The organism is Janthinobacterium sp. 61 (genome assembly GCF_002846335.1).
In the GTDB taxonomy this organism is placed as follows: domain Bacteria; phylum Pseudomonadota; class Gammaproteobacteria; order Burkholderiales; family Burkholderiaceae_D; genus Janthinobacterium.
The window spans coordinates 4,588,385-4,606,532 of sequence record NZ_PJMQ01000001.1 but is presented as its reverse complement, the minus strand read 5'-3'; the positions used below and the strand labels follow the sequence as shown (position 1 = coordinate 4,606,532).

13 protein-coding genes, 1 tRNA gene and 1 pseudogene are annotated in these 18,148 nt (G+C 58.8%); 5 read left to right on the top strand and 10 right to left on the bottom strand.

Annotated features, from left to right (window positions below):
- Positions 1–4: 4 nt before the first annotated feature.
- From CLU92_RS20865 to CLU92_RS20850, 4 genes and pseudogenes are all read right to left on the bottom strand, one after another.
- On the bottom strand, positions 5–742 hold the full coding sequence (locus CLU92_RS20865) for a hypothetical protein (protein WP_143452630.1): 738 nt from the start codon (positions 740–742) through the stop codon (positions 5–7).
- A gap of 304 nt (positions 743–1,046) precedes the next feature.
- Positions 1,047–2,882: a site-specific integrase gene (locus CLU92_RS20855; protein WP_180338550.1), complete on the bottom strand. Its 1,836-nt coding sequence runs from the start codon at positions 2,880–2,882 to the stop codon at positions 1,047–1,049.
- Between the two features lie 36 nt (positions 2,883–2,918).
- Positions 2,919–3,077: pseudogene (locus CLU92_RS28505) on the bottom strand (DUF6538 domain-containing protein); the annotation flags it as partial.
- Positions 3,078–3,159: 82 nt separating this feature from the next.
- Positions 3,160–3,235: transfer RNA gene (locus CLU92_RS20850), tRNA-Arg, on the bottom strand.
- Positions 3,236–3,434: 199 nt separating this feature from the next.
- Here CLU92_RS20850 and CLU92_RS20845 point away from each other — a divergent pair.
- On the top strand, positions 3,435–3,998 hold the full coding sequence (locus tag CLU92_RS20845) for a cytochrome c5 family protein (protein WP_101483443.1): 564 nt from the start codon (positions 3,435–3,437) through the stop codon (positions 3,996–3,998).
- Between the two features lie 137 nt (positions 3,999–4,135).
- Here the strand turns inward: CLU92_RS20845 and CLU92_RS20840 are convergent, their stop codons facing one another.
- The 3 genes from CLU92_RS20840 to CLU92_RS20830 form a co-directional block, all read right to left on the bottom strand.
- Positions 4,136–6,211: a M13 family metallopeptidase gene (locus CLU92_RS20840; RefSeq protein WP_101483442.1), complete on the bottom strand. Its 2,076-nt coding sequence runs from the start codon at positions 6,209–6,211 to the stop codon at positions 4,136–4,138.
- A 253-nt stretch (positions 6,212–6,464) separates the two neighbouring features.
- A complete protein-coding gene (locus CLU92_RS20835; RefSeq protein ID WP_101483441.1) occupies positions 6,465–8,558 on the bottom strand; it encodes a M13 family metallopeptidase in 2,094 nt (697 codons plus the stop codon).
- A 141-nt stretch (positions 8,559–8,699) separates the two neighbouring features.
- A complete protein-coding gene (locus CLU92_RS20830) occupies positions 8,700–9,278 on the bottom strand; it encodes a hypothetical protein (protein ID WP_101483440.1) in 579 nt (192 codons plus the stop codon).
- Positions 9,279–9,602: 324 nt separating this feature from the next.
- On the opposite strand from CLU92_RS20830, the gene CLU92_RS20825 reads away from it, so the two are divergent.
- The 3 genes from CLU92_RS20825 (at position 9,603) to ybaL (ending at position 14,286) form a co-directional block, all read left to right on the top strand.
- Positions 9,603–11,045 carry a S41 family peptidase gene (locus CLU92_RS20825; RefSeq protein WP_101483439.1) on the top strand — a complete coding sequence of 481 codons (1,443 nt, stop codon included), beginning with the start codon at positions 9,603–9,605 and terminating at the stop codon, positions 11,043–11,045.
- 198 nt (positions 11,046–11,243) lie between these two features.
- The gene (locus CLU92_RS20820; RefSeq protein WP_101483438.1) at positions 11,244–12,365 is read left to right on the top strand and encodes a beta-ketoacyl-ACP synthase III; all 1,122 of its coding nucleotides are present in this window, start codon (positions 11,244–11,246) and stop codon (positions 12,363–12,365) included.
- Between the two features lie 211 nt (positions 12,366–12,576).
- Complete coding sequence (ybaL, locus tag CLU92_RS20815; RefSeq protein WP_101483437.1) at positions 12,577–14,286, top strand: YbaL family putative K(+) efflux transporter; 1,710 nt, start codon at positions 12,577–12,579, stop codon at positions 14,284–14,286.
- Positions 14,287–14,346: 60 nt separating this feature from the next.
- Here ybaL and CLU92_RS20810 read toward each other — a convergent pair whose 3' ends face one another.
- Positions 14,347–16,392: an NADPH-dependent 2,4-dienoyl-CoA reductase gene (locus tag CLU92_RS20810; RefSeq protein ID WP_101483436.1), complete on the bottom strand. Its 2,046-nt coding sequence runs from the start codon at positions 16,390–16,392 to the stop codon at positions 14,347–14,349.
- Between the two features lie 159 nt (positions 16,393–16,551).
- Between CLU92_RS20810 and CLU92_RS20805 the strand changes: the two genes are divergently transcribed.
- Complete coding sequence (locus tag CLU92_RS20805; protein ID WP_306821373.1) at positions 16,552–17,145, top strand: SRPBCC family protein; 594 nt, start codon at positions 16,552–16,554, stop codon at positions 17,143–17,145.
- Between the two features lies 1 nt (position 17,146).
- Here the strand turns inward: CLU92_RS20805 and CLU92_RS20800 are convergent, their stop codons facing one another.
- Entirely contained in the window at positions 17,147–17,602 is a 456-nt protein-coding gene (locus CLU92_RS20800) for a hypothetical protein (RefSeq protein WP_099408108.1), read from the bottom strand.
- A gap of 44 nt (positions 17,603–17,646) precedes the next feature.
- Positions 17,647–18,087 carry a DUF2721 domain-containing protein gene (locus tag CLU92_RS20795; RefSeq protein WP_101483434.1) on the bottom strand — a complete coding sequence of 147 codons (441 nt, stop codon included), beginning with the start codon at positions 18,085–18,087 and terminating at the stop codon, positions 17,647–17,649.
- Positions 18,088–18,148: the final 61 nt, after the last annotated feature.

Genomic DNA, 18,148 nt, shown 5'->3' with positions numbered 1-18,148 from the left:
TTCTTCAATATCCGACAGAGCGAGAACGAGGCGCACGAGCTTTAAGCTGTGCAATTTTCTCTTCCAGAGTCCACGTGCTTTGTTCAGCCAACTTCTGGTCGTGTTCCCAAATGACATCTTTTATCGAACTTCTAAAATGCATGTGAGGAGATTGAATAAGCAATTCAATACAACTTGCAACGATTTCGGTCGCACTCTTCAGGGCCATTAGTTTAACAACGTCGATATCCTTGATCTTCCGTGAAATATCCTCATTTATAGCGGTATTTTCACGATTTAACGCTACCTCCCATTGACCATGCGCCATCTTATTTCTCAGCAGCGCTGGCTCTTCGATGTATTCTTTAATAAGCCTGGCCAATGTTTGTCGGATGTTTGCAATATCTCCGGCAGCATTTGCAGCTGGAACCTTTAGCAATCCTAGTTCCAGGCATTTTAGCCATGCGAAAAAAACACCGTTGTCCTTCTTGACTTTTTGAATTTGATTAATCATTCCACCATCAAAGCCTCTGGGTGTATGAATAAGTTTCAAAAATATTGACTCAGCCCAAGAACAATACAGAAGCCCTAATAACTGCGTATGAGTTTTTAAGCTTACCTCGTTACCCGATACCAGATCACGATTGATTGTTCGAACAAGATGGGTCCACGCTGAGTTCAAGGCGCGAACATTTTTAGTTTGAGCGCTAAAAATAATTTGGATTTGTGCGTCGGATAAGACGGGAGGTGAAGTGGTTGCCAAAGGACACTCAGTAGTTAATCAAATAGAATTCCCTTTGGCAACCTGGAATCGAACCAGGAACTCCATCAAAAGATGGCGCTTTAACCATAATAAGCTATCGCCCTGTAACCAATATACCACATCCGCAGAACTCGTCAAAGACGAAAATAGCTAGTGGAAGGCTAGCGAGGAAGTAACTGCTGGGCCACTGTCATGAAGTGCCAGATCCAGCCTGCTGTACTGCGCTGGAGCGTTCCCCCACATGTTAGCAACCGAACTACAGTGCTTCTAGGTCCGCTCTTTGTAGCATTGGCCAAGAAACCGCTCAAGTGCCATATATTTCCAAGTTCAGAGGCCCCATATCCTCGCGCCCTTGTCTATCATCCTTCTTTTTACCCAATGCTACTTGCACGCACTTAATAGCAAAATCAATGTCTAGTTTCGCAATCGGCGGGAGGTCGTAGTGTATCCCAGCTATTAACGCGTACATTTCCAGCATCGTGATATGAGTGTAGTGTTTCATGTTCACGCTCTCCCCCGGAAGGTGCCCCAAAATAAGATGACGAACAACGAATTTAAGATTTTCATCAGCAAAAGGCAACGATGCCATTGGCACACGCGAAAGCATTCCGTTCACATTATGTCTAAAATTATGAAAGACGTTTGTATTATCTCTCGGCATCCCTAAACTTAGCAGCATCGCCGACATTTTACGGATCGACTCTTTTGCATATTTTGCGTCGGTCTTTGCCCAAGTGAGATCAGGGAAGACGCGCCTATATCCCACATTTCGCAACCGTTCGCAATAGTCCAAAAAACCCAACTCGATCAATTTTGGATGTAACGGTATTAGACGTTTGCTTTGTTCATTCTTAATACTTTTATCCGCTGTATTTTCATTCACATCAATACACCAAACGTCAGCTTCCAAACGAATATCATCCAGGTGTAATTGGGAAGCCTCTTTTATCCTGCATCCCGCATATAGTCCCAATAGTGGAATCCAGTATTGAAATGGATACCAGTAAGATGGTTTAGTCACGTGCCGACCATCGCCGATTTTATAGTGTTGTTGTCCAAATATTCGAGTTAATTCGTCTTGACTAAATAACCGAACTCCTTCCTCGTCTTCGTCTGCTCTACTCCGACGTTCACGCTTGATTTCTTTCATTTCGGCTTTTGACCTACCTGTCTCACCACTAAGTGGCGCAGCCGGATTCAATGAAGTCCATTGCTTTTTCTCATGCACCCATTTAAAAAATCTCGACAACCATTGCATTCTTTCCCCCTGCATGTCGAGACTCATGAGCGGCCAAGTCCGGCCATCAGCTTTCAATACTTCCACCATCTCCTTCATGGTCGAGCGGCGTAAGTCTTTTGGTAGTCTGTTTGAGTTGGCAGGAAGCGACCTCAACGGGCCATCACGAAAAGCACGTAACATATCGGCATCAATTTCCTTCAAGCGCATGTCGCCCATAAATTCCATGAACAGCAAAATGCCGGCCTTACGCTGACGCTGCTCTGCGCTACTTTCGAGCGTTTTCTGAAGGCCCTCAGATTCCGTGCAATAGGCTTCAACTGCCTCACTAAACAGCTTTCCGGCGCCGGGTCCATCTAGCGATCTGGCGACGTCAGTTAGTGCGCTTGCTCGCCGAATCTGCTCCGGTGTGACCTCACGCGCCAAGTGGACTCGGATGATGTCTATGGCCTTTGCTTGCACCTCGATGCTACCAACTGCAACCAAGATGGTTGAGTCAGGTAGAAAGACCTTTCCAGCGGCTTCTGGTAGGTTAAACAGCACCAAGTCAATGTGTTCGAGATTTTCGGCGATGATGCTGCTGGCAACCTGCTTAGAATCGGGAATGGACAGCACGCCGTTATAAGTCTGTTCAAATGAGCTTTCCGGCAGCTGTGAACGCGTAGGCACAATACGACCCAGGCCACCAGAAACAGAGGGGTCCAGCTCAAGTGACTCTATGGACACTATATGCCCTGGCACACCGGCCAAGCGGCAGTACAACTTCAAACGATGGTCCGTGGCCATTCGCAGTATGCGATTACGTTCAACGCCGATAGATGCAGCAGCTTCATCAAGAGATAAATATCCACCTATAGACAAGGCGGGGTCTTTTTCGATCAACTTTAGGACATTTGAATTCATGGACGCGGAGCTTAACGTCAAAAGCTGCCGTCTCCAAGTGGAGACCAAGACCGCCGCGACCATCTTGGCCACGTGCAGCTCATGGGTCCGGCAAGATTGGATAAATTCGCGCCTACCGGCCAGCTTTCGTAGCCGCTCTGGAACGACCAACCGCGCCCACCAAATGCCGCCTCGACGTGCAAGATGCTCTGACATGCTCTACCTTTTTGTAGCAGAGCAATGTAGCAAGAATCAAAAAAGAGGAAAGCGTGTTGAGGATCAACAACTTAGGATTTTTTGGTGCGGCTGGCGGGGATCGAACCCACGACCCTTGGCTTCGGAGGCCAATACTCTATCCACTGAGCTACAGCCGCGTAGGGGGAATTTCTGAAGTGATGCGAAGGATACCGTTTTTCTTTACCTACGTCTACGGAAACTGTCGTATCGCTGGCAATTGCATGTCACTGCTCAATTTTTGTGCCTATAATTGTGGGTTTCATAAAGGTTTACATACAAGCATGTAAAAATGCTACCTTACACGGCCATCAGTTTCAAATTCGGACTAAGGACATCATGAGCGACGCACATAACGAACAACAATCAGCGATCAAAACGCCTAAACAACTGCTTGCCGCCGTAGCTGGCTTCTTCCTCATCACCGTCATTGGCATCATCCTGCTGGTGCAGTTCGTCACGGCGCAAAAACTGACGGGTGCGGGGACGGACAGCCAGTCGCCGGAAGCCATTGCCGAACGCCTGAGCCCAGTGGCCAACGCCGGCTTTACCTTCAAGGATGCCAGCGGTCCGAAGGTGCTGCAAGGCGGCGAAGCCGTCTACACAGCCACCTGCGTGGCGTGCCATGGCGCCGGCGTGGCCGGTGCACCGAAATTTGGCGATGCGGGCGGCTGGTCGGCCCGTCTGGCCCAGGGTTACGATACGGTCCTGAAGCACGCCATCGAAGGCTTGCGCGCGATGCCGGCCAAGGGCGGCAATCCCGACCTCGACGATGTGGAAGTAGCGCGCGCCGTCGTCTACATGGCCAACGCGTCGGGCGGCAAGTTCAAGGAACCGGAAGTGCCGGCACCGGCCGCAGCCGCTGACGGCGCTAGCGCACCAGCTGCCGAGCCTGCCAAATAATTCAGCCAGCGCGCTGGACCAGGAACCGCCCGGATGGGCGGTTTTTTTTCGCCCGCAGTTTGTGCCAGATCACCCGATGTAAAAAAGCCGCCCGGCTTGCGCGGGGCGGCTGGCAACTTATGCCTGGGACAACCGTCTTACCACATGATGACGCGGTCTTTCGGTGGCAGATACATCTTGTCGCCCGGTTTCACGTCGAAGGCTTGATAGAAGCCGGGCTGGTTGCGCATGGTACCGTTGGCGCGGAACTGGCCTGGCGAGTGCGGGTCCGTTTTCAGCAAGACCAGTTGCTGCGCTTCGCGCATCTTCATACGCCAGACCTGAGCAAAGCCCGCATAGAAGCGCTGCTCGCCCGTGAAACCGTCGATGACAGGGGCTTTCTTGCCATTGAGCGACAATTTATACGCTTTGTAGGCAATCGCCACGCCGGAATTGTCGGCGATGTTCTCGCCCAGGGTCAGTTCGCCGTTGACGAAGTGGCCAGGAACAGGGCTGAAACTGTTGTACTGCGCCACCAGCTGCTTGGTTTTCTTGGCGAAGTTTTTATGGTCGGCCTTGGTCCACCAGTCGCGCAGGTTGCCGTCGCCGTCGTACTGGGCCCCCTGGTCATCGAAGCCGTGGCTGATTTCATGACCGATCACGCCGCCGATGGCGCCATAGTTGACGGCATCGTCCGCATTGGCGTCGAAGAACGGTGCTTGCAGGATGGCGGCAGGGAAGACGATTTCGTTCAGTTCCGGGTTGTAATAAGCATTCACGGTTTGCGGCGTCATGCCCCACTCGTCGCGGTCGATAGGCTGGCCCAGCTTGTTCAATTCGCGGTTGTAGTTAAGCAAGTGCGAACGCTGGATGTTGCCGATCAAATCGTCCGGCGTCACCGTCAGGCCCGAGTAATCGCGCCATTTGTTCGGATAGCCGATCTTGGTGGTGAACTTGGCCAGCTTGATCTGCGCCTGTTTCTTGGTGACAGGGCTCATCCAGTCGAGCTTGTCGATGCTTTGCTTGTAGGCCGTCATCAGGTTTTTCACCAGCGCTTCCATACGCACCTTGCGCTCGGCCGGGAAATATTGCTCCACGTACAGCTGGCCCACGGCTTCGCCCAGCGCGCCTTCGACGGCGCCCACGCCGCGTTTCCAGCGCGGACGCATTTCCGTCACGCCCGTCAGGGTGGTGCCATAAAACGCGAAGTTTTCATCGACATACGCTTTCGGCAGGTAGCCGGCGTTGGCGTGCAGCAAGTGCCACTGGAAATACGCTTTCCATGTGTCCAGCGGCGTCTTGTTGGCGATCTCGGCAAAGCCTTTCAGGTAGCTGGGCTGGCTGACGATCACATAATTGACCTTGCCGGCAATGCCCGTGTCCTTCAGGTAACGGGCCCAGTCGTAGCCTGGCGCCAAGGCGGCCAGTTTCGCCAACTCCACCTTGTTGTAGGTCTTGACGGGATCGCGGTTCTGCACATTGCTCCATTGCGCCTTTGCCAGTTCCGTTTCCAGCGCGAGGATAGCCTTGGCGTTGGCAGCAGCATTCGCGTCGCCGGCCAGGCTGAGCATTTTTTCCACGTGGGCCAGGTATTTGGCGCGCGTATCGGCCTTGCCTTCTTCCAGGTAGTAATCGCGGTCAGGCAAGCCCAGGCCGCTTTGCACGATGTCGGCCACGTATTTGGTGGAGTCCTTGGCGTCCTGGTGGATGCCGAAGTCGTAAGGCGAGGTCACGCCCAGCTTGCTGAAATGAGCGATGACGGCAGGCAACTCCGCCTTGTCCTGCAGCGCGGCGATCTTCGCCAGCTCCGCGTTCAAGGGGGTCAGGCCCAGGCTTTCCAGCTTGGCTTCATCCATGAAGCTGGTATAAAAATCACCGATTTTCTGGGCATTCGAGCCGGCCGCGCGGGCCTTGTCGGCGCTCGCACCTTCGACGATGCCGCGCAGCTGGGTTTGCGTATCGTCGGCCAGCTTGGCAAAGCTGCCCCAGCTCGACTTATCGGCAGGAATGACAGTTTCCGCCAGCCATTTGCCATTCAGGTGCTGGAACAGGTCGTCCTGCGCGCGCACGGCAGGGTCGACGTATTCGATGGCGATACCGGACGTCAGCGCCGCAGCGGCGACGGCCGTGGCGGGAGCGACAGCGGCTTTCTTGGCAGAATCAGCGGCGCCAGCCATGCCGGACACGCCGGCCAGCAAACTCAGGGTCAATGCACTTAACAAATAACGATTCACGGTTGTCCTCTATATTGTATTGTGTAAAATATAAGGGTCAGAAGGCCCAAGGCTTCTGGCCCGGTTTTTGACTGTAGCATACCGGCCGAAACGACAGAAAGAACTTTGCGGGGAATGCAAAAAAGATACGGATTTTAAGCGTAGGTCGGGTTAGCCCAGGGGGCGTAACCCGACAACATTGTTCGCGCCAGTGGCATTGTCGGATTACGCACGGCGTTGCCGTACTAATCCGACCTACCTGGCTAAATGACGTTTACCAGATGATGACGCGGTTTTCCGGGGCGACATACATCTTGTCGCCCGGTTTCACGCCAAACGCTTCATAGAAGCCAGGCTGGTTGACCATGGTGCCATTGGCGCGGTACTGGCCCGGCGAATGCGGGTCGGTCTTGATTTGCACGATCTGCTGCGCTTCGCGCATCTTGCTGCGCCATACCTGGCCAAAGCCCATGTAGAAGCGCTGGTCGCCCGTCAGGCCATCAAGCACAGGCGCCGGCTTGCCGCCCAGCGAAATCTTGTACGCCTTGTACGCGATGGCCACGCCCGAGTTGTCGGCGATGTTCTCGCCCAGGGTCAGCGCGCCGTTGACGTTGTAGCCAGGCAATGGGCTGTAGCCATCGTACTGCTTGGTCAGCGCGTCAGCCTTGGCCGCAAAGTTCTTGCGGTCGGCCGGGGTCCACCAGTCGCGCAGGTTGCCGTCGCCATCGGACTGGCTGCCCTTGTCGTCGAAGCCGTGGCTGATTTCATGGCCGATAACAGCGCCAATGGCGCCATAGTTGACGGCGTCGTCCGCGTTGGCGTCAAAGAATGGCGGCTGCAGGATGGAGGCGGGGAAGACGATCTCATTCATCGTCGAGCTGTAATAGGCGTTCACCGTCTGCGGCGTCATGCCCCACTCTTCACGGTCGATCGGTTTACCGAGCTTGGCCACCTGGCGCGCCGAAGCGAAATTGGCCGCGCGCATGATGTTGCCCACCAAGTCGCCCTGGACGATTTGCAGCTTCGTATAATCGCGCCATTTGTTCGGATAGGCGATCTTCGGCGTGAACTTGGCCAGCTTGGCTTGCGCTTCCTTCTTGGTTTCCGGGCTCATCCAGTCCAGCGTATCGATGCTGTCCTTGTAGGCAGCCAGCACGTTTTTCACCAGCTCCTGCATGTGCGCCTTGCGCTCAGCCGGGAAATATTGCGCCACGTACAGCTTGCCGACGGCTTCGCCCAGCACGCCTTCGACGGCGCCTACGCCACGCTTCCAGCGCGGCTGGTTTTCCGTCACGCCGCTCAGTACCGTGCCGTAGAAGGCAAAGCTTTCGTCGACGAAGTTTTTCGACAGGTAGCTGGCATAGCTGCGCAGCAACTGCCATTCAAAGTAGGCTTTCAGGGTGTCCAGGTCGGTGGCAGCGAGCACCTTGTTATAGCCGGCCAGGTAGCTCGGCTGGTTGACGATGACGTAATCGACCTTGTTGGCGATGCCCAGGGCTGCCAGGCTGGACTTCAGGTCGTAGCCGGGGGTCAGGTCGTTCAGCTTGTTGATGTCGGTCTTGTTGTAGCGTTTGACGGGGTCGCGGTTCTCGACTTTGGTCCATTGCACTTCGGCCAGCGATGTTTCCAGGGCAACTACGGCCTTGGCGCGGGCGGCGGCGTTCTTGTCGCCGGCCATGGCCAGCATTTTTTCTACGTGCGCCTGGTATTTTTCCTTCACGCCAGCCTGCTTGGCTTCCAGGTAGTAATCGCGGTCAGGCATGCCCAGGCCGCTTTGGCTGACATAGGCGGCGTATTTCGTCGAGGCACGCGCATCCTGGCCCACGTACACGGCGTACGGGGTGGGCACGCCCGTCTGGCTCAGGTGGGCGATCAGGGCAGGCACGCCCTTCTTGTCGCGCAGCGAGCGGATACGGTTCAGTTCGCCGGCAAGCGGCTTCGTGCCCAGCGCATCGAGGCGGGCTTCATCCATGTAGCTGGCGTACAGGTCGCCAATTTTCTGCGCTTCGGAACCGGCCTTCTTGTGCTTGTCCTGTTGCGTGGACTCGATGATGCCGCGCAACTGTGGCGTGGTGTCATCGCGCAACTTGGCGAACGAACCCCAGCTCGACTTGTCGGCAGGAATCTCGGCCGTGGCCAGCCACTTGCCATTCAAATGGGTGAAGAAATCGTCCTGCACGCGCACGGCAGGGTCGATGTACTGCACATCGATGCCGGAAACGACGCCAGCGGCGGCAGGCGCGGAAGGTGCGACACTGGGCGCCACGGTCGGTGCCGCCACGGAGGATGCGGCGGATGCCGGTTCGGCGGCATGGGCAAACGCAGCCAACAGGGTCAGGGTCAGACTGCTCAAGAGATAGCGATTCACGGATTGTCCTTATGGGGCATGTCAAAAAGACCGGGCATAAGCTGCGGGCGGATAGCCCGCCGCGCCAGGCGCTACGGGAATGTAGCACGCGACCATGCCATTTGGCCATCCTTTGCCCCTGGACTACCCCTGGATTGCCCCTCAGTTGGCGGGTATCGTCATGCCGGCGCCCCCATTGCCCATGCTCACGCCTCCCATGCCGCCCTTGCCCCCCTTGCGCCCGCCGTGTTCGCCACCGGGCGCACCGCGCGATTCACTGTGGGGTACGGCGGCGTCCATCACGCGCGCCATCTGCCCGGCGATGAACTGGGCCACCATCTGGCGCTGCTGCTCGTCCAGGGCATCGTTGACGCTGAGCCACCACTCGCGCACCTGCTTTTCTTCGGCCAGGCTCAGCGCGCTTTCATTGTCCAGGCCGGCGAGCATGTCGCGCAACTCCAGCCGGGGCGCCTGCAAGCCCTGCGTCACCGCCGCCTGCACGCGTTCGCGGCGCGCCTTGCGTTCGCGCAGGAGTTGACGGGTTTTTCCTTCCACCTGCTGCCACAAGGTGCTTTGATTCGCATTGAGTTTCAATTCCGTCCTGAAATCGGGGGCCATCGGCAGCAAGTCTTCCAGGCGCATCTCGGCGATCGGCACGGCCGAGGCGGCCAAGGCGGTGCTGCCCAGCAGGAAGGCCAGGCTGAGGCGGCGCAAGGTGCGGGAAAAGGTCGGCGATGTCATGGGGGCTCCGGATAAAAAAAAGCCTGCGTCCGCAGACGCAGGCAAAACCACTTCGGGTCGAGAATGCGAATCCACTATAGGGCCGCCGCACACGCTTTTTTTCGACTCTTACAAATGCTTACTCCCCTCAAGAGTAACTATACATCGCATACAAAACCGCAACATATGGCAAGCTGAAAGTCCCGTTTTCGCGCGTAGACTGCGGCCAGGTACGCTTTTTCCACGACCGGCCCACGCCGGCAGAGATTCAGGTCTATACTTTCAACAAAGCGCCGCTCCACGGGGACTGGCGCTTGTGCAAGACACGCTAGCTGCAAAGGTGCAATGATGGGCAAACTCAAAAATACCGGCTTGATCGGCCTGGGCGTGGTGGCCGGCGTCGCCGTGTCGCTGCAATTTTCGGCCATGGCGCAAAAGAACGTCGAGCCGCCCCTGCCGCTGGAAGAGCTGCGCCAGCTGGCTGATGTGTTTGGCCTGATCAAGTCCGATTACGTCGAGCCGGTGGAAGACAAAAAACTGCTGGAGGATGCCATTTCCGGCATGGTTGCCTCGCTCGACCCCCATTCCGCCTACCTGGACAAGAAAGCCTACGCCGAGCTGCGCGAAGGCTCCGAAGGCAAGTTTGTCGGCCTGGGTATTGAAATTGGCATGAGTGAAGACGGCTACATCAAGATCGTCTCGCCCATCGAGGATTCGCCCGCCTACCGTGCCGGCATCAAGGCCGGAGACCTGATCACCCGCCTCGATGGCCAGCCCGTCAAAGGCGTCAGCCTGGACGACAGCGTCAAGCGCATGCGCGGTGAACCGGGCACCAAGGTGTCGCTGACCATTGCCCGCAAGGATGAACCCCAGCCGCTGGCCTTCACCATCACGCGCGAGGAAATCCATCAAAAGAGCGTGAAGGCGAAGATGGTCGAGCCGGGCTACGCCTGGCTGCGCGTGTCGCAGTTCCAGGAACCGACCGTCGACGACATGGCCGCGCAGATCACGGCCCTGTATCAGCAAGCCCCTAACCTCAAGGGCATGGTGCTCGACCTGCGCAACGATCCCGGCGGCGTGCTGCAAGGCGCCATCGGCGTCTCGGCCGCCTTCCTGCCGAAGGACTCGGCCATTGTCTCGACCAACGGCCAGTTACCGGATTCGAAACAGGTGTTCTACGGCCGCGCCGAATACTATTCCTTCCGCTCGGAAGGCGATGCGCTGGCGAAATTGCCGGCTGCTATCAAGAAGGTGCCGCTGGTGGTGCTGGTCAACACAGGCTCGGCCTCGGCGTCGGAAATCGTCGCCGGCGCCCTGCAGGATTACAAGCGCGCCACCATCATCGGCACGCAAACCTTCGGCAAGGGTTCCGTGCAAACCATACGCCAGTTGACCGCCGACACGGCCGTCAAGCTGACGACGGCCCGCTACTACACGCCGAATGGCCGCTCGATCCAGGCCAAGGGCATCGTACCCGACCTGCTGGTCGATGAAAATGCGGATGGCGACGGCTTGAACGGCTTGCGCATCCGCGAAGCGGACCTGACCAAGCACCTGAGCAACGACCGCGACCAGGAAAGTACCAAGGCCGCGCCCGTCAACGACGAGATGGAAGAGCAATTGCGCATCATCGCCCTGGAAAAAACCCGCAAGCCGCTGGAATTTGGCAGCAAGGACGATTTCCAGCTGCACCAGGCGCTGAATCACCTGAAAGGCTTGCCTGTCCAGCTGGCCAAGGCCGAACCGGTGGTGGTGCAGGCTGACGTCAAGAAAGAACAGAAAAAGTAGGCAGTTTGGGGTCAGACCCGCCGGGTCTGCCCCCCATCACACGCAATACCCCCTGCCACCGTCCACGCGACAAAAATCAATCTTCCGCCACACTTTCCCCTACCCCGCAACACGAAACTCTCTACGGTCGAGTCTGTTTGTGTAAAATTTGCTTCACTTATCGGCAGCGCGTCGATTGCCAAATTTGAAAGTTTAACCATGAAACAAGTCGTCATCAGCGGTACCGGACTGTATACGCCGCCATTTTCGATCTCCAACGAAGAGCTGGTCACCTGCTTCAATGCCTACGCAGAAAAATTCAATGCCGATCACGCCGACGCGATCGCCGCAGGCGAGGTGACGGCGCTGGACCTGTCGAGCGTGGCCTTCATCGAAAAGGCGTCCGGCATCAAGTCGCGCTTCGTGATGGAAAAAGAAGGCATCCTCGATCCGACGCGCATGGTCTCGCGCATTGCGGAACGGGGCGATGACGAACTGTCCTTGCAGGCCGAGATGGCCGTCGCTGCCGCGCGTGACGCCCTGGCGCGCGCCGGCCGCACGCCGGCCGATATCGACATGGTGCTGGTGGCGTGCAGCAACATGCAGCGCGCCTACCCGGCCATGGCCGTGGAAGTGCAGGATGCGCTCGGCATCGATGGTTATGGTTTTGACATGAACGTGGCGTGTTCGTCCGCCACCTTCGGCATCCAGCAAGCCGTGGCCGCCGTGCAAAGCCGCCAGGCGCGCGCCGTGCTGGTCTTGAATCCCGAAATCACCAGCGGCCACCTGAACTGGCGCGACCGCGACAGCCACTTCATTTTCGGCGACGCCTGCACCGCCATCATCGTCGAAGCCAAGGACACGGCCGTGTCGCAGCACCAGTTCGAGATCATCGGCACGGAACTCAAAACGCGCTTCTCGAATGCCATCCGCAACAATTTCGGCTTCCTCAACCGTTTTGACGAATCCGGCGTGGGCAAGGCCGACAAATTGTTCCGCCAGCAAGGCCGCAAGGTCTTCAAGGAAGTGTGTCCGATGGCCGCCGAGATGATCAAGGCGACCCTGGCCAAGGCCGGCGTGGAAGTGGCGCAAGTGAGCCGCTACTGGCTGCACCAGGCCAACCTGAACATGAATCTGCTGATCGCGCGCCTGATCCTCGGCCGCGACGCCGAGGCCAACGAAGCGCCCGTGATCCTCGACACCTACGCCAACACCTCGTCGGCCGGTTCGATCATTGCCTTCCATAAATATCAAGATGACATGGCGGCAGGCGGCCTGGGCGTCATCTGTTCGTTCGGCGCCGGCTATTCCATCGGCTGCGTGGTCGTACGCAAGGTGTAAGCGCTAGCCGCGAGATGCGCCTGATTGCCTCAATTAGGCGCAGATCGCAGTGGATGGCATGCGTTCGTAGGCACCTGGACGAAGATATAGCGTAAATTTTCTGTAAAAAAAAGCGGCAGGAAAATTCCAGCCGCAGCTTTGTTGCGTTTATACTCAATCGCTGAATCCCCTCTTTTCCCATCCGCACGTCACCATAAGGAACCCACCACGCATGCCCCATGACATCAGTCTGATCACCACCATCGCCGCCGCCCTCGGGTTCGGCCTCATCTTCGGCTTCATCGCCGCCCGCCTGAAACTGCCGGCATTGGTCGGCTATCTGGCCGCCGGCATCATCATCGGACCGGCCACGCCCGGTTTTGTGGCAGATGCGGAAATAGCGGGGCAATTGGCGGAGATCGGGGTGATGCTGATGATGTTTGGCGTCGGCCTGCACTTTTCCATCGAAGATTTGTGGGACGTGCGCAAGATTGCGCTGCCCGGCGCCGTACTGCAGATCGGCGTCGCCACGGCGATGGGCATGGGCCTGGCCCACTGGTGGGGCTGGACTCTCGGTGGCGGACTGATCTTTGGCCTGGCGCTGTCCGTGGCCAGTACCGTGGTGCTGCTGCGCGCGCTGGAAGAACGGGGCATCCTCGACTCGCTCAATGGCCGCATCGCCGTCGGCTGGCTGGTGGTGGAAGACCTCGTCACTGTCCTGGTGCTGGTGCTGCTGCCGGCGTTCGCCGGTGTGCTGGGTGGCAAAGTCGCGCCGGATGCCGAGGCCGTCAGCCTGTGGCAAACCCTGGCCGTGACCCTGGGGCAAGTGGCCGGTTTCATCGTCTTCATGCTGGTCGTCGGCCGCAAGCTGTTCCCATGGATTTTATGGCAAGTGGCGCGCACCGGTTCGCGTGAACTGTTTACCCTGTGCGTGATCGCCGCCGCCGTGGGCATCGCCTACGCTTCGACCAAGCTGTTTGGCGTGTCGTTCGCGCTGGGCGCCTTCTTCGCCGGCATGGTGCTGCGCGAATCAGAACTCAGCCACCGCGCTGCGGAAGAATCCTTGCCGCTGCGCGACGCCTTCGCCGTGCTGTTCTTCGTTTCCGTCGGCATGCTGTTCGAGCCGAATATTCTCATCGAGAAGCCGCTGCAAGTGCTGGCCGTGTGCGCCATCATTATCTTCGGCAAGTCGATCGCCGCGTTTTTGCTGGTGATGGCCCTGCGCTATCCGCCGAAAACAGCCATCATCGTCTCGGCCAGCCTGGCGCAGATCGGCGAATTCTCGTTCATTCTGGCCGCCCTGGGCCTCTCCTTGGGCCTGATGCCGCAGGAAGGACAAAGCCTGATACTGGCCGGTGCCATCCTCTCCATCGCCCTCAACCCGCTCGTGTTCAGCATGGCCAAGCCGCTGCTGCGCGTGATCGGCAACAGCGATTTCGCGCGCAAGTTCGAACGCACGACCGACCCGCTGGCTGAGCTGCCGATGACGGTGCCGCACGAAAAGCTGTCGGGCCAGATCGTCCTGGTCGGCTACGGCCGCGTAGGCCGGCGCATCGCCGCCGCCCTCATGGAGCGGGGTATCCACTTCGTCGTGGCCGAGGAAAACCGGGAAATCGTCGACCAGTTGCGCAAGCAGGGCATTCCGGCCGTGGCCGGCAATGCGGGCGAACCGGCCGTGCTGATCCAGGCGCACATCACGCACGCCACCATGCTCGTCATCGCCACGCCGGACACCTTCCACGTGCGCGCCATGATAGAGACGGCGCGTGCGCTGAACCCCTCCATCATGACGGTGGTGCGCACGCACAGCGAGGAAGAGGCGGAATTGCTGCGCGCAGAAAACGCGGGCAAAGTCTTCATTGGCGAGCAAGAACTGGCGAATGGCATGGCCGAGCACGTGCTGCAGAGTTTTGAGGCGGTGAAAAAGGGGCATGGCCATTAATAACGGCACGTGCAGCGACATCCGGGGTCAGACCCGCCGGGTCTGACCCCAGCCCTCAATTTACAAACTCGCGGCCAGCTCCGCACCTTCCCGTATCGCCCGCTTGGCGTCGAGTTCCGCCGACAGCGCGGCGCCGCCGATTTTATGGAAACGCGGGCCGCCCGCATGCAGGGGCTTGCCATCCTTGTCGACGGGCGGCATGAGTTCCGTCAAGCTGTCCTGGCCCGCGCAGATGACCACGTTGTCCACCGCCAGCAAGCGCTGCTCGCCGCCCACGGTGATGTGCAAGCCTTGCCCATCGATCTTGTCGTAGGTCACGCCCGCCAGCATGGCGACGCCGTTTCTCGCCAGCGCCGCACGGTGCACCCAGCCCGACGTCTTGCCCAGGCCCGCGCCCACCTTCGACGTCTTGCGCTGCAACAGGAAAATCTGCCGCACGGGCGCAGAGGCCACGGGCGCCACCAATCCGCCGCCGGTGGCCGCGTTCAGGTCCACGCCCCACTCTCCCGCCCAGGCCAATACGGGTTGCGGAAGCGGGTGCGCCGGGTCGTGCAGCAGGTATTCCCCCACGTCAAAACCAATGCCGCCCGCGCCGATGATGGCCACGCGCGCGCCGACAGGTTTCTTGGCTTGCAGCACGTCCAGATACGACAGCACTTTCGGGTGCTCGATGCCGGGAATGGCCGGCAGACGCACCTTGATGCCGGTGGCGACAATGACGTCGTCATAGCCGCCGGCCAGCAATTGCTCGCGCGTGACGCGCTGGCCCAGGCGCAGCTTGATGTTCGACAAGGCGATGCGGCGGGAAAAATAGCGGATGGTTTCCGTAAACTCTTCCTTGCCCGGTATCTGCATGGCCACCTTGAACTGGCCGCCCAAGCTGTCGCTGCTGTCGAACAGGGTCACGTCGTGTCCGCATTCGGCAGCCACGGTGGCGGCCGACAGGCCAGCGGGGCCGGCGCCAACGACGGCCACCTTGCGCGGCACGGCCTTTTTCGCGTACACGAGTTCCGTTTCATGGCAGGCGCGCGGGTTGACGAGGCAACTGGCACGCTTGTTGGCGAACGTGTGGTCGAGACAGGCCTGGTTGCAGCCGATGCAGGTGTTGATCTCGTCGGCGCGGCCGGAAGCGGCCTTGGCGACAAAGTCAGGGTCGGCGAGGAAGGGGCGCGCCATCGACACCAGGTCGCAGTCGCCCCGCTCCAGGATGGCATTCGCTTCGTGCGGCATGTTGATGCGGTTCGATGCCACCACGGGAATGCTGACTTCGCGGCGCAGCCGACCCGCCACGGAGGCAAAGGCGGCGCGCGGCACCGAGGTGACGATGGTGGGGACCCTCGCCTCATGCCACCCGAAGCCCGTATTGAGTATCGTCACGCCGGCCTGCTCCAGCGCCCTGGCCACCGTCACCACGTCGTCCCAGGTATTGCCGCCCTCGACCAGGTCGAGCAGGGAGTGGCGGTACATGATGATGAAGTTGGGACCGACGGCGGCGCGGATACGGCGCACGATTTCCACGGGCAGGCGCATGCGGTTATCGATCGTGCCGCCCCAGCGGTCCTGGCGCAGATTCGTGCGTGCGCACAGGAACTGGTTCAATAAGTATCCTTCGCTGCCCATCACTTCGATGCCGTCGTAGCCCGCCTTTTGTGCCAGGCGCGCGCAACGTACGTAGTCGCAGATCGTGCGCTCGATGCCCCGCTCGCTCAAGGGACGGGGGCGGAATGGCGAAATCGGCGATTTTTTCGCCGACGCCGAAACGACGAACGGTTGATAACCATAGCGGCCCGCATGCAGAATCTGCATGACGATCTTGCCGCCCTCCTCGTGCACGGCGCGCGTCACCTTGCGGTGGTTCGGCACGTCGCCGAGAAAATTGAGGGTGCCGCCAAACGGCAGCAGCCAGCCCTGGCGGTTCGGCGAGATGCCGCCCGTGACGATCAGCCCCACGCCACCGCGCGCCCGCTCGCGGTAAAACGCGGCCAGCTTGCCATAATGATAAAACCGGTCTTCCAGGCCCGTGTGCATGGACCCCATGATGACGCGGTTGCGCAAGGTGGTGAAGCCCAGGTCGAGCGGGGCCAGCAAATGGGGATAGGCAGTCATGGTCGGTCCGATAGAAGATGGTATGCAGGCCGTACGGTAACAAGCATTGCTGGCCGCCGCAGCGTATTTCTCTAGACCGGGAGTTCTAAATCGCCCGGCGCGCCCGCCGGCGATGGGTACAGCTTGTGCAGGGCGCAAGTTTCCCGTAGGCTAGGTAGCATGACACGACTCTTCCTCTGCCTGCTGATGCTGTGTACCGTTGCCATCCCGGCTGCAGCACAAGCGCAGATGCAGGCGCCACGTCTGGACAAGCTGAAGGTCGACGTCAAGCGCATCGAGGTCGACGGGCAGCGCATGTATGAAGTCGATGCCAGCGGCAGCGTGCAGGCGCCGCTGGCGTCCGTCTGGAAGACCCTGACCACCTACGAGCGCATGAATGAATTCGTGCCCGACCTCAGTTCCTGCCGCGTTCTGTCGCGCAACGGCAATGAAGTCATCATCGAGCAGCAGGGCATGGCGCGCTTTCTGTTCATGAACCACGCCATCCACCTGGTGGTGCGGGCCACGGAAACGCCGTTCACGGCCATCGATATCGCCCTCATTTCGGGCGACATGCGGCATTACGAATCGCGCTGGAATTTGTATCCCATCCCCGAGACGGGCGGCACGCGCATCGTCTTTTCCAGCAGGCTGATGCCGGGCTTCTATGTGCCCGGCATGCTGGGCACGACCATGATACGCGGCGATATCGAGCGCATGATGGCGGCCGTGCTCACCCGCATCGACAGCCAGTACGCCGATAAATCCGGATAAATCAGGCTAAATAGGTATCGCGGTCGCGGATTTCCGCAAAATTTTCCAGGCTGCCCAGTTTCACCGTGACGGGATTCAGGCTGGCCTGCGGCTGCATCGAGCGCCAGGCGAACAGCCATTCCTGCTCGGGCGCTTCGGCGCGCGTCTTGGTGAAGGCGGCGCCCAGGGCTGCGCGCTGGCCATACTCGACGAGGCCGTCGATGCCGGCCCAGCTGGGCAAAGTACGCTGCACGGCGCGGTGCAGGCGTTCGCCGAATTCTTCCGTATTGTGGATGATCAAACAGGCATCGGCCGGGGCGAACAGGTCGAACAGTTGCTTGTCCCATACTTGCGAAAAGCTGAGGGTCAAACAATTGCCCGCTGGCATCAGGCGGAACTGGCCCAGGCTCAGTGCCAGCTCAAGTTCGCTGCGCTGGCCGTAGCGGTGCAGGGTGGGGGGACGTTTGTAATCGTGCATGCTGGACTCGTTCTTCAATAGTAGGGTAAAACCGGCGCGGCCGCTTAACGGGGCGGACGGATATGGCGCCGGATGCGCTGGGCCCTGGCGGCCAGGTAAATTTCGCGCAGTAAATAGATAAAACAGCCGATCAGGCAAATCACGGCCAGCACAAAGAAGGCCGCGATGTATTTGTCCAGGGTCAGGTTCAAAATGTCGCCCAAAAACAGCATGGCGATGATGACGCAGACGAAAAAACCGCACGCCGTGCTGAGCGAAATCGAGTAATTGATCAGATGGGTACGCTGATACAAGGTATCTAGCTCATCCATATAGAAATCGTTGTAACCAATGTCGAGCCGGTCTTCCAGCACGCGCGTGCGGTCGATGATGCGGCCCAGGCGGTTGGTCAGCACCACCAGCATGGTGCCGATACCGGTCAGCAGGAAAACCGGCGCAATCGCCAGCTGGATGATATGGCCGATGTCGCCGATCTGTATGTTCATGGATAAAAAGTCGTGGGTTCACACCGGCGCCCGACCCTGGCGCCAGCACAGGCCGTAGTGT

Bases quoted from the DNA above. Each gene is read 5' to 3' on its own strand.
- CLU92_RS20825 (WP_101483439.1), top strand. From the start codon at position 9,603: ATGATGGGCAAACTCAAAAATACCGGCTTGATCGGCCTGGGCGTGGTG.
- CLU92_RS20830 (WP_101483440.1), bottom strand. From the start codon at position 9,278: ATGACATCGCCGACCTTTTCCCGCACCTTGCGCCGCCTCAGCCTGGCC.
- ybaL (WP_101483437.1), top strand. From the start codon at position 12,577: ATGCCCCATGACATCAGTCTGATCACCACCATCGCCGCCGCCCTCGGG.
- CLU92_RS20855 (WP_180338550.1), bottom strand. From the start codon at position 2,882: ATGAATTCAAATGTCCTAAAGTTGATCGAAAAAGACCCCGCCTTGTCT.
- CLU92_RS20845 (WP_101483443.1), top strand. From the start codon at position 3,435: ATGAGCGACGCACATAACGAACAACAATCAGCGATCAAAACGCCTAAA.
- CLU92_RS20810 (WP_101483436.1), bottom strand. From the start codon at position 16,392: ATGACTGCCTATCCCCATTTGCTGGCCCCGCTCGACCTGGGCTTCACC.
- CLU92_RS20820 (WP_101483438.1), top strand. From the start codon at position 11,244: ATGAAACAAGTCGTCATCAGCGGTACCGGACTGTATACGCCGCCATTT.
- CLU92_RS20800 (WP_099408108.1), bottom strand. From the start codon at position 17,602: ATGCACGATTACAAACGTCCCCCCACCCTGCACCGCTACGGCCAGCGC.
- CLU92_RS20795 (WP_101483434.1), bottom strand. From the start codon at position 18,087: ATGAACATACAGATCGGCGACATCGGCCATATCATCCAGCTGGCGATT.
- CLU92_RS20805 (WP_306821373.1), top strand. From the start codon at position 16,552: ATGACACGACTCTTCCTCTGCCTGCTGATGCTGTGTACCGTTGCCATC.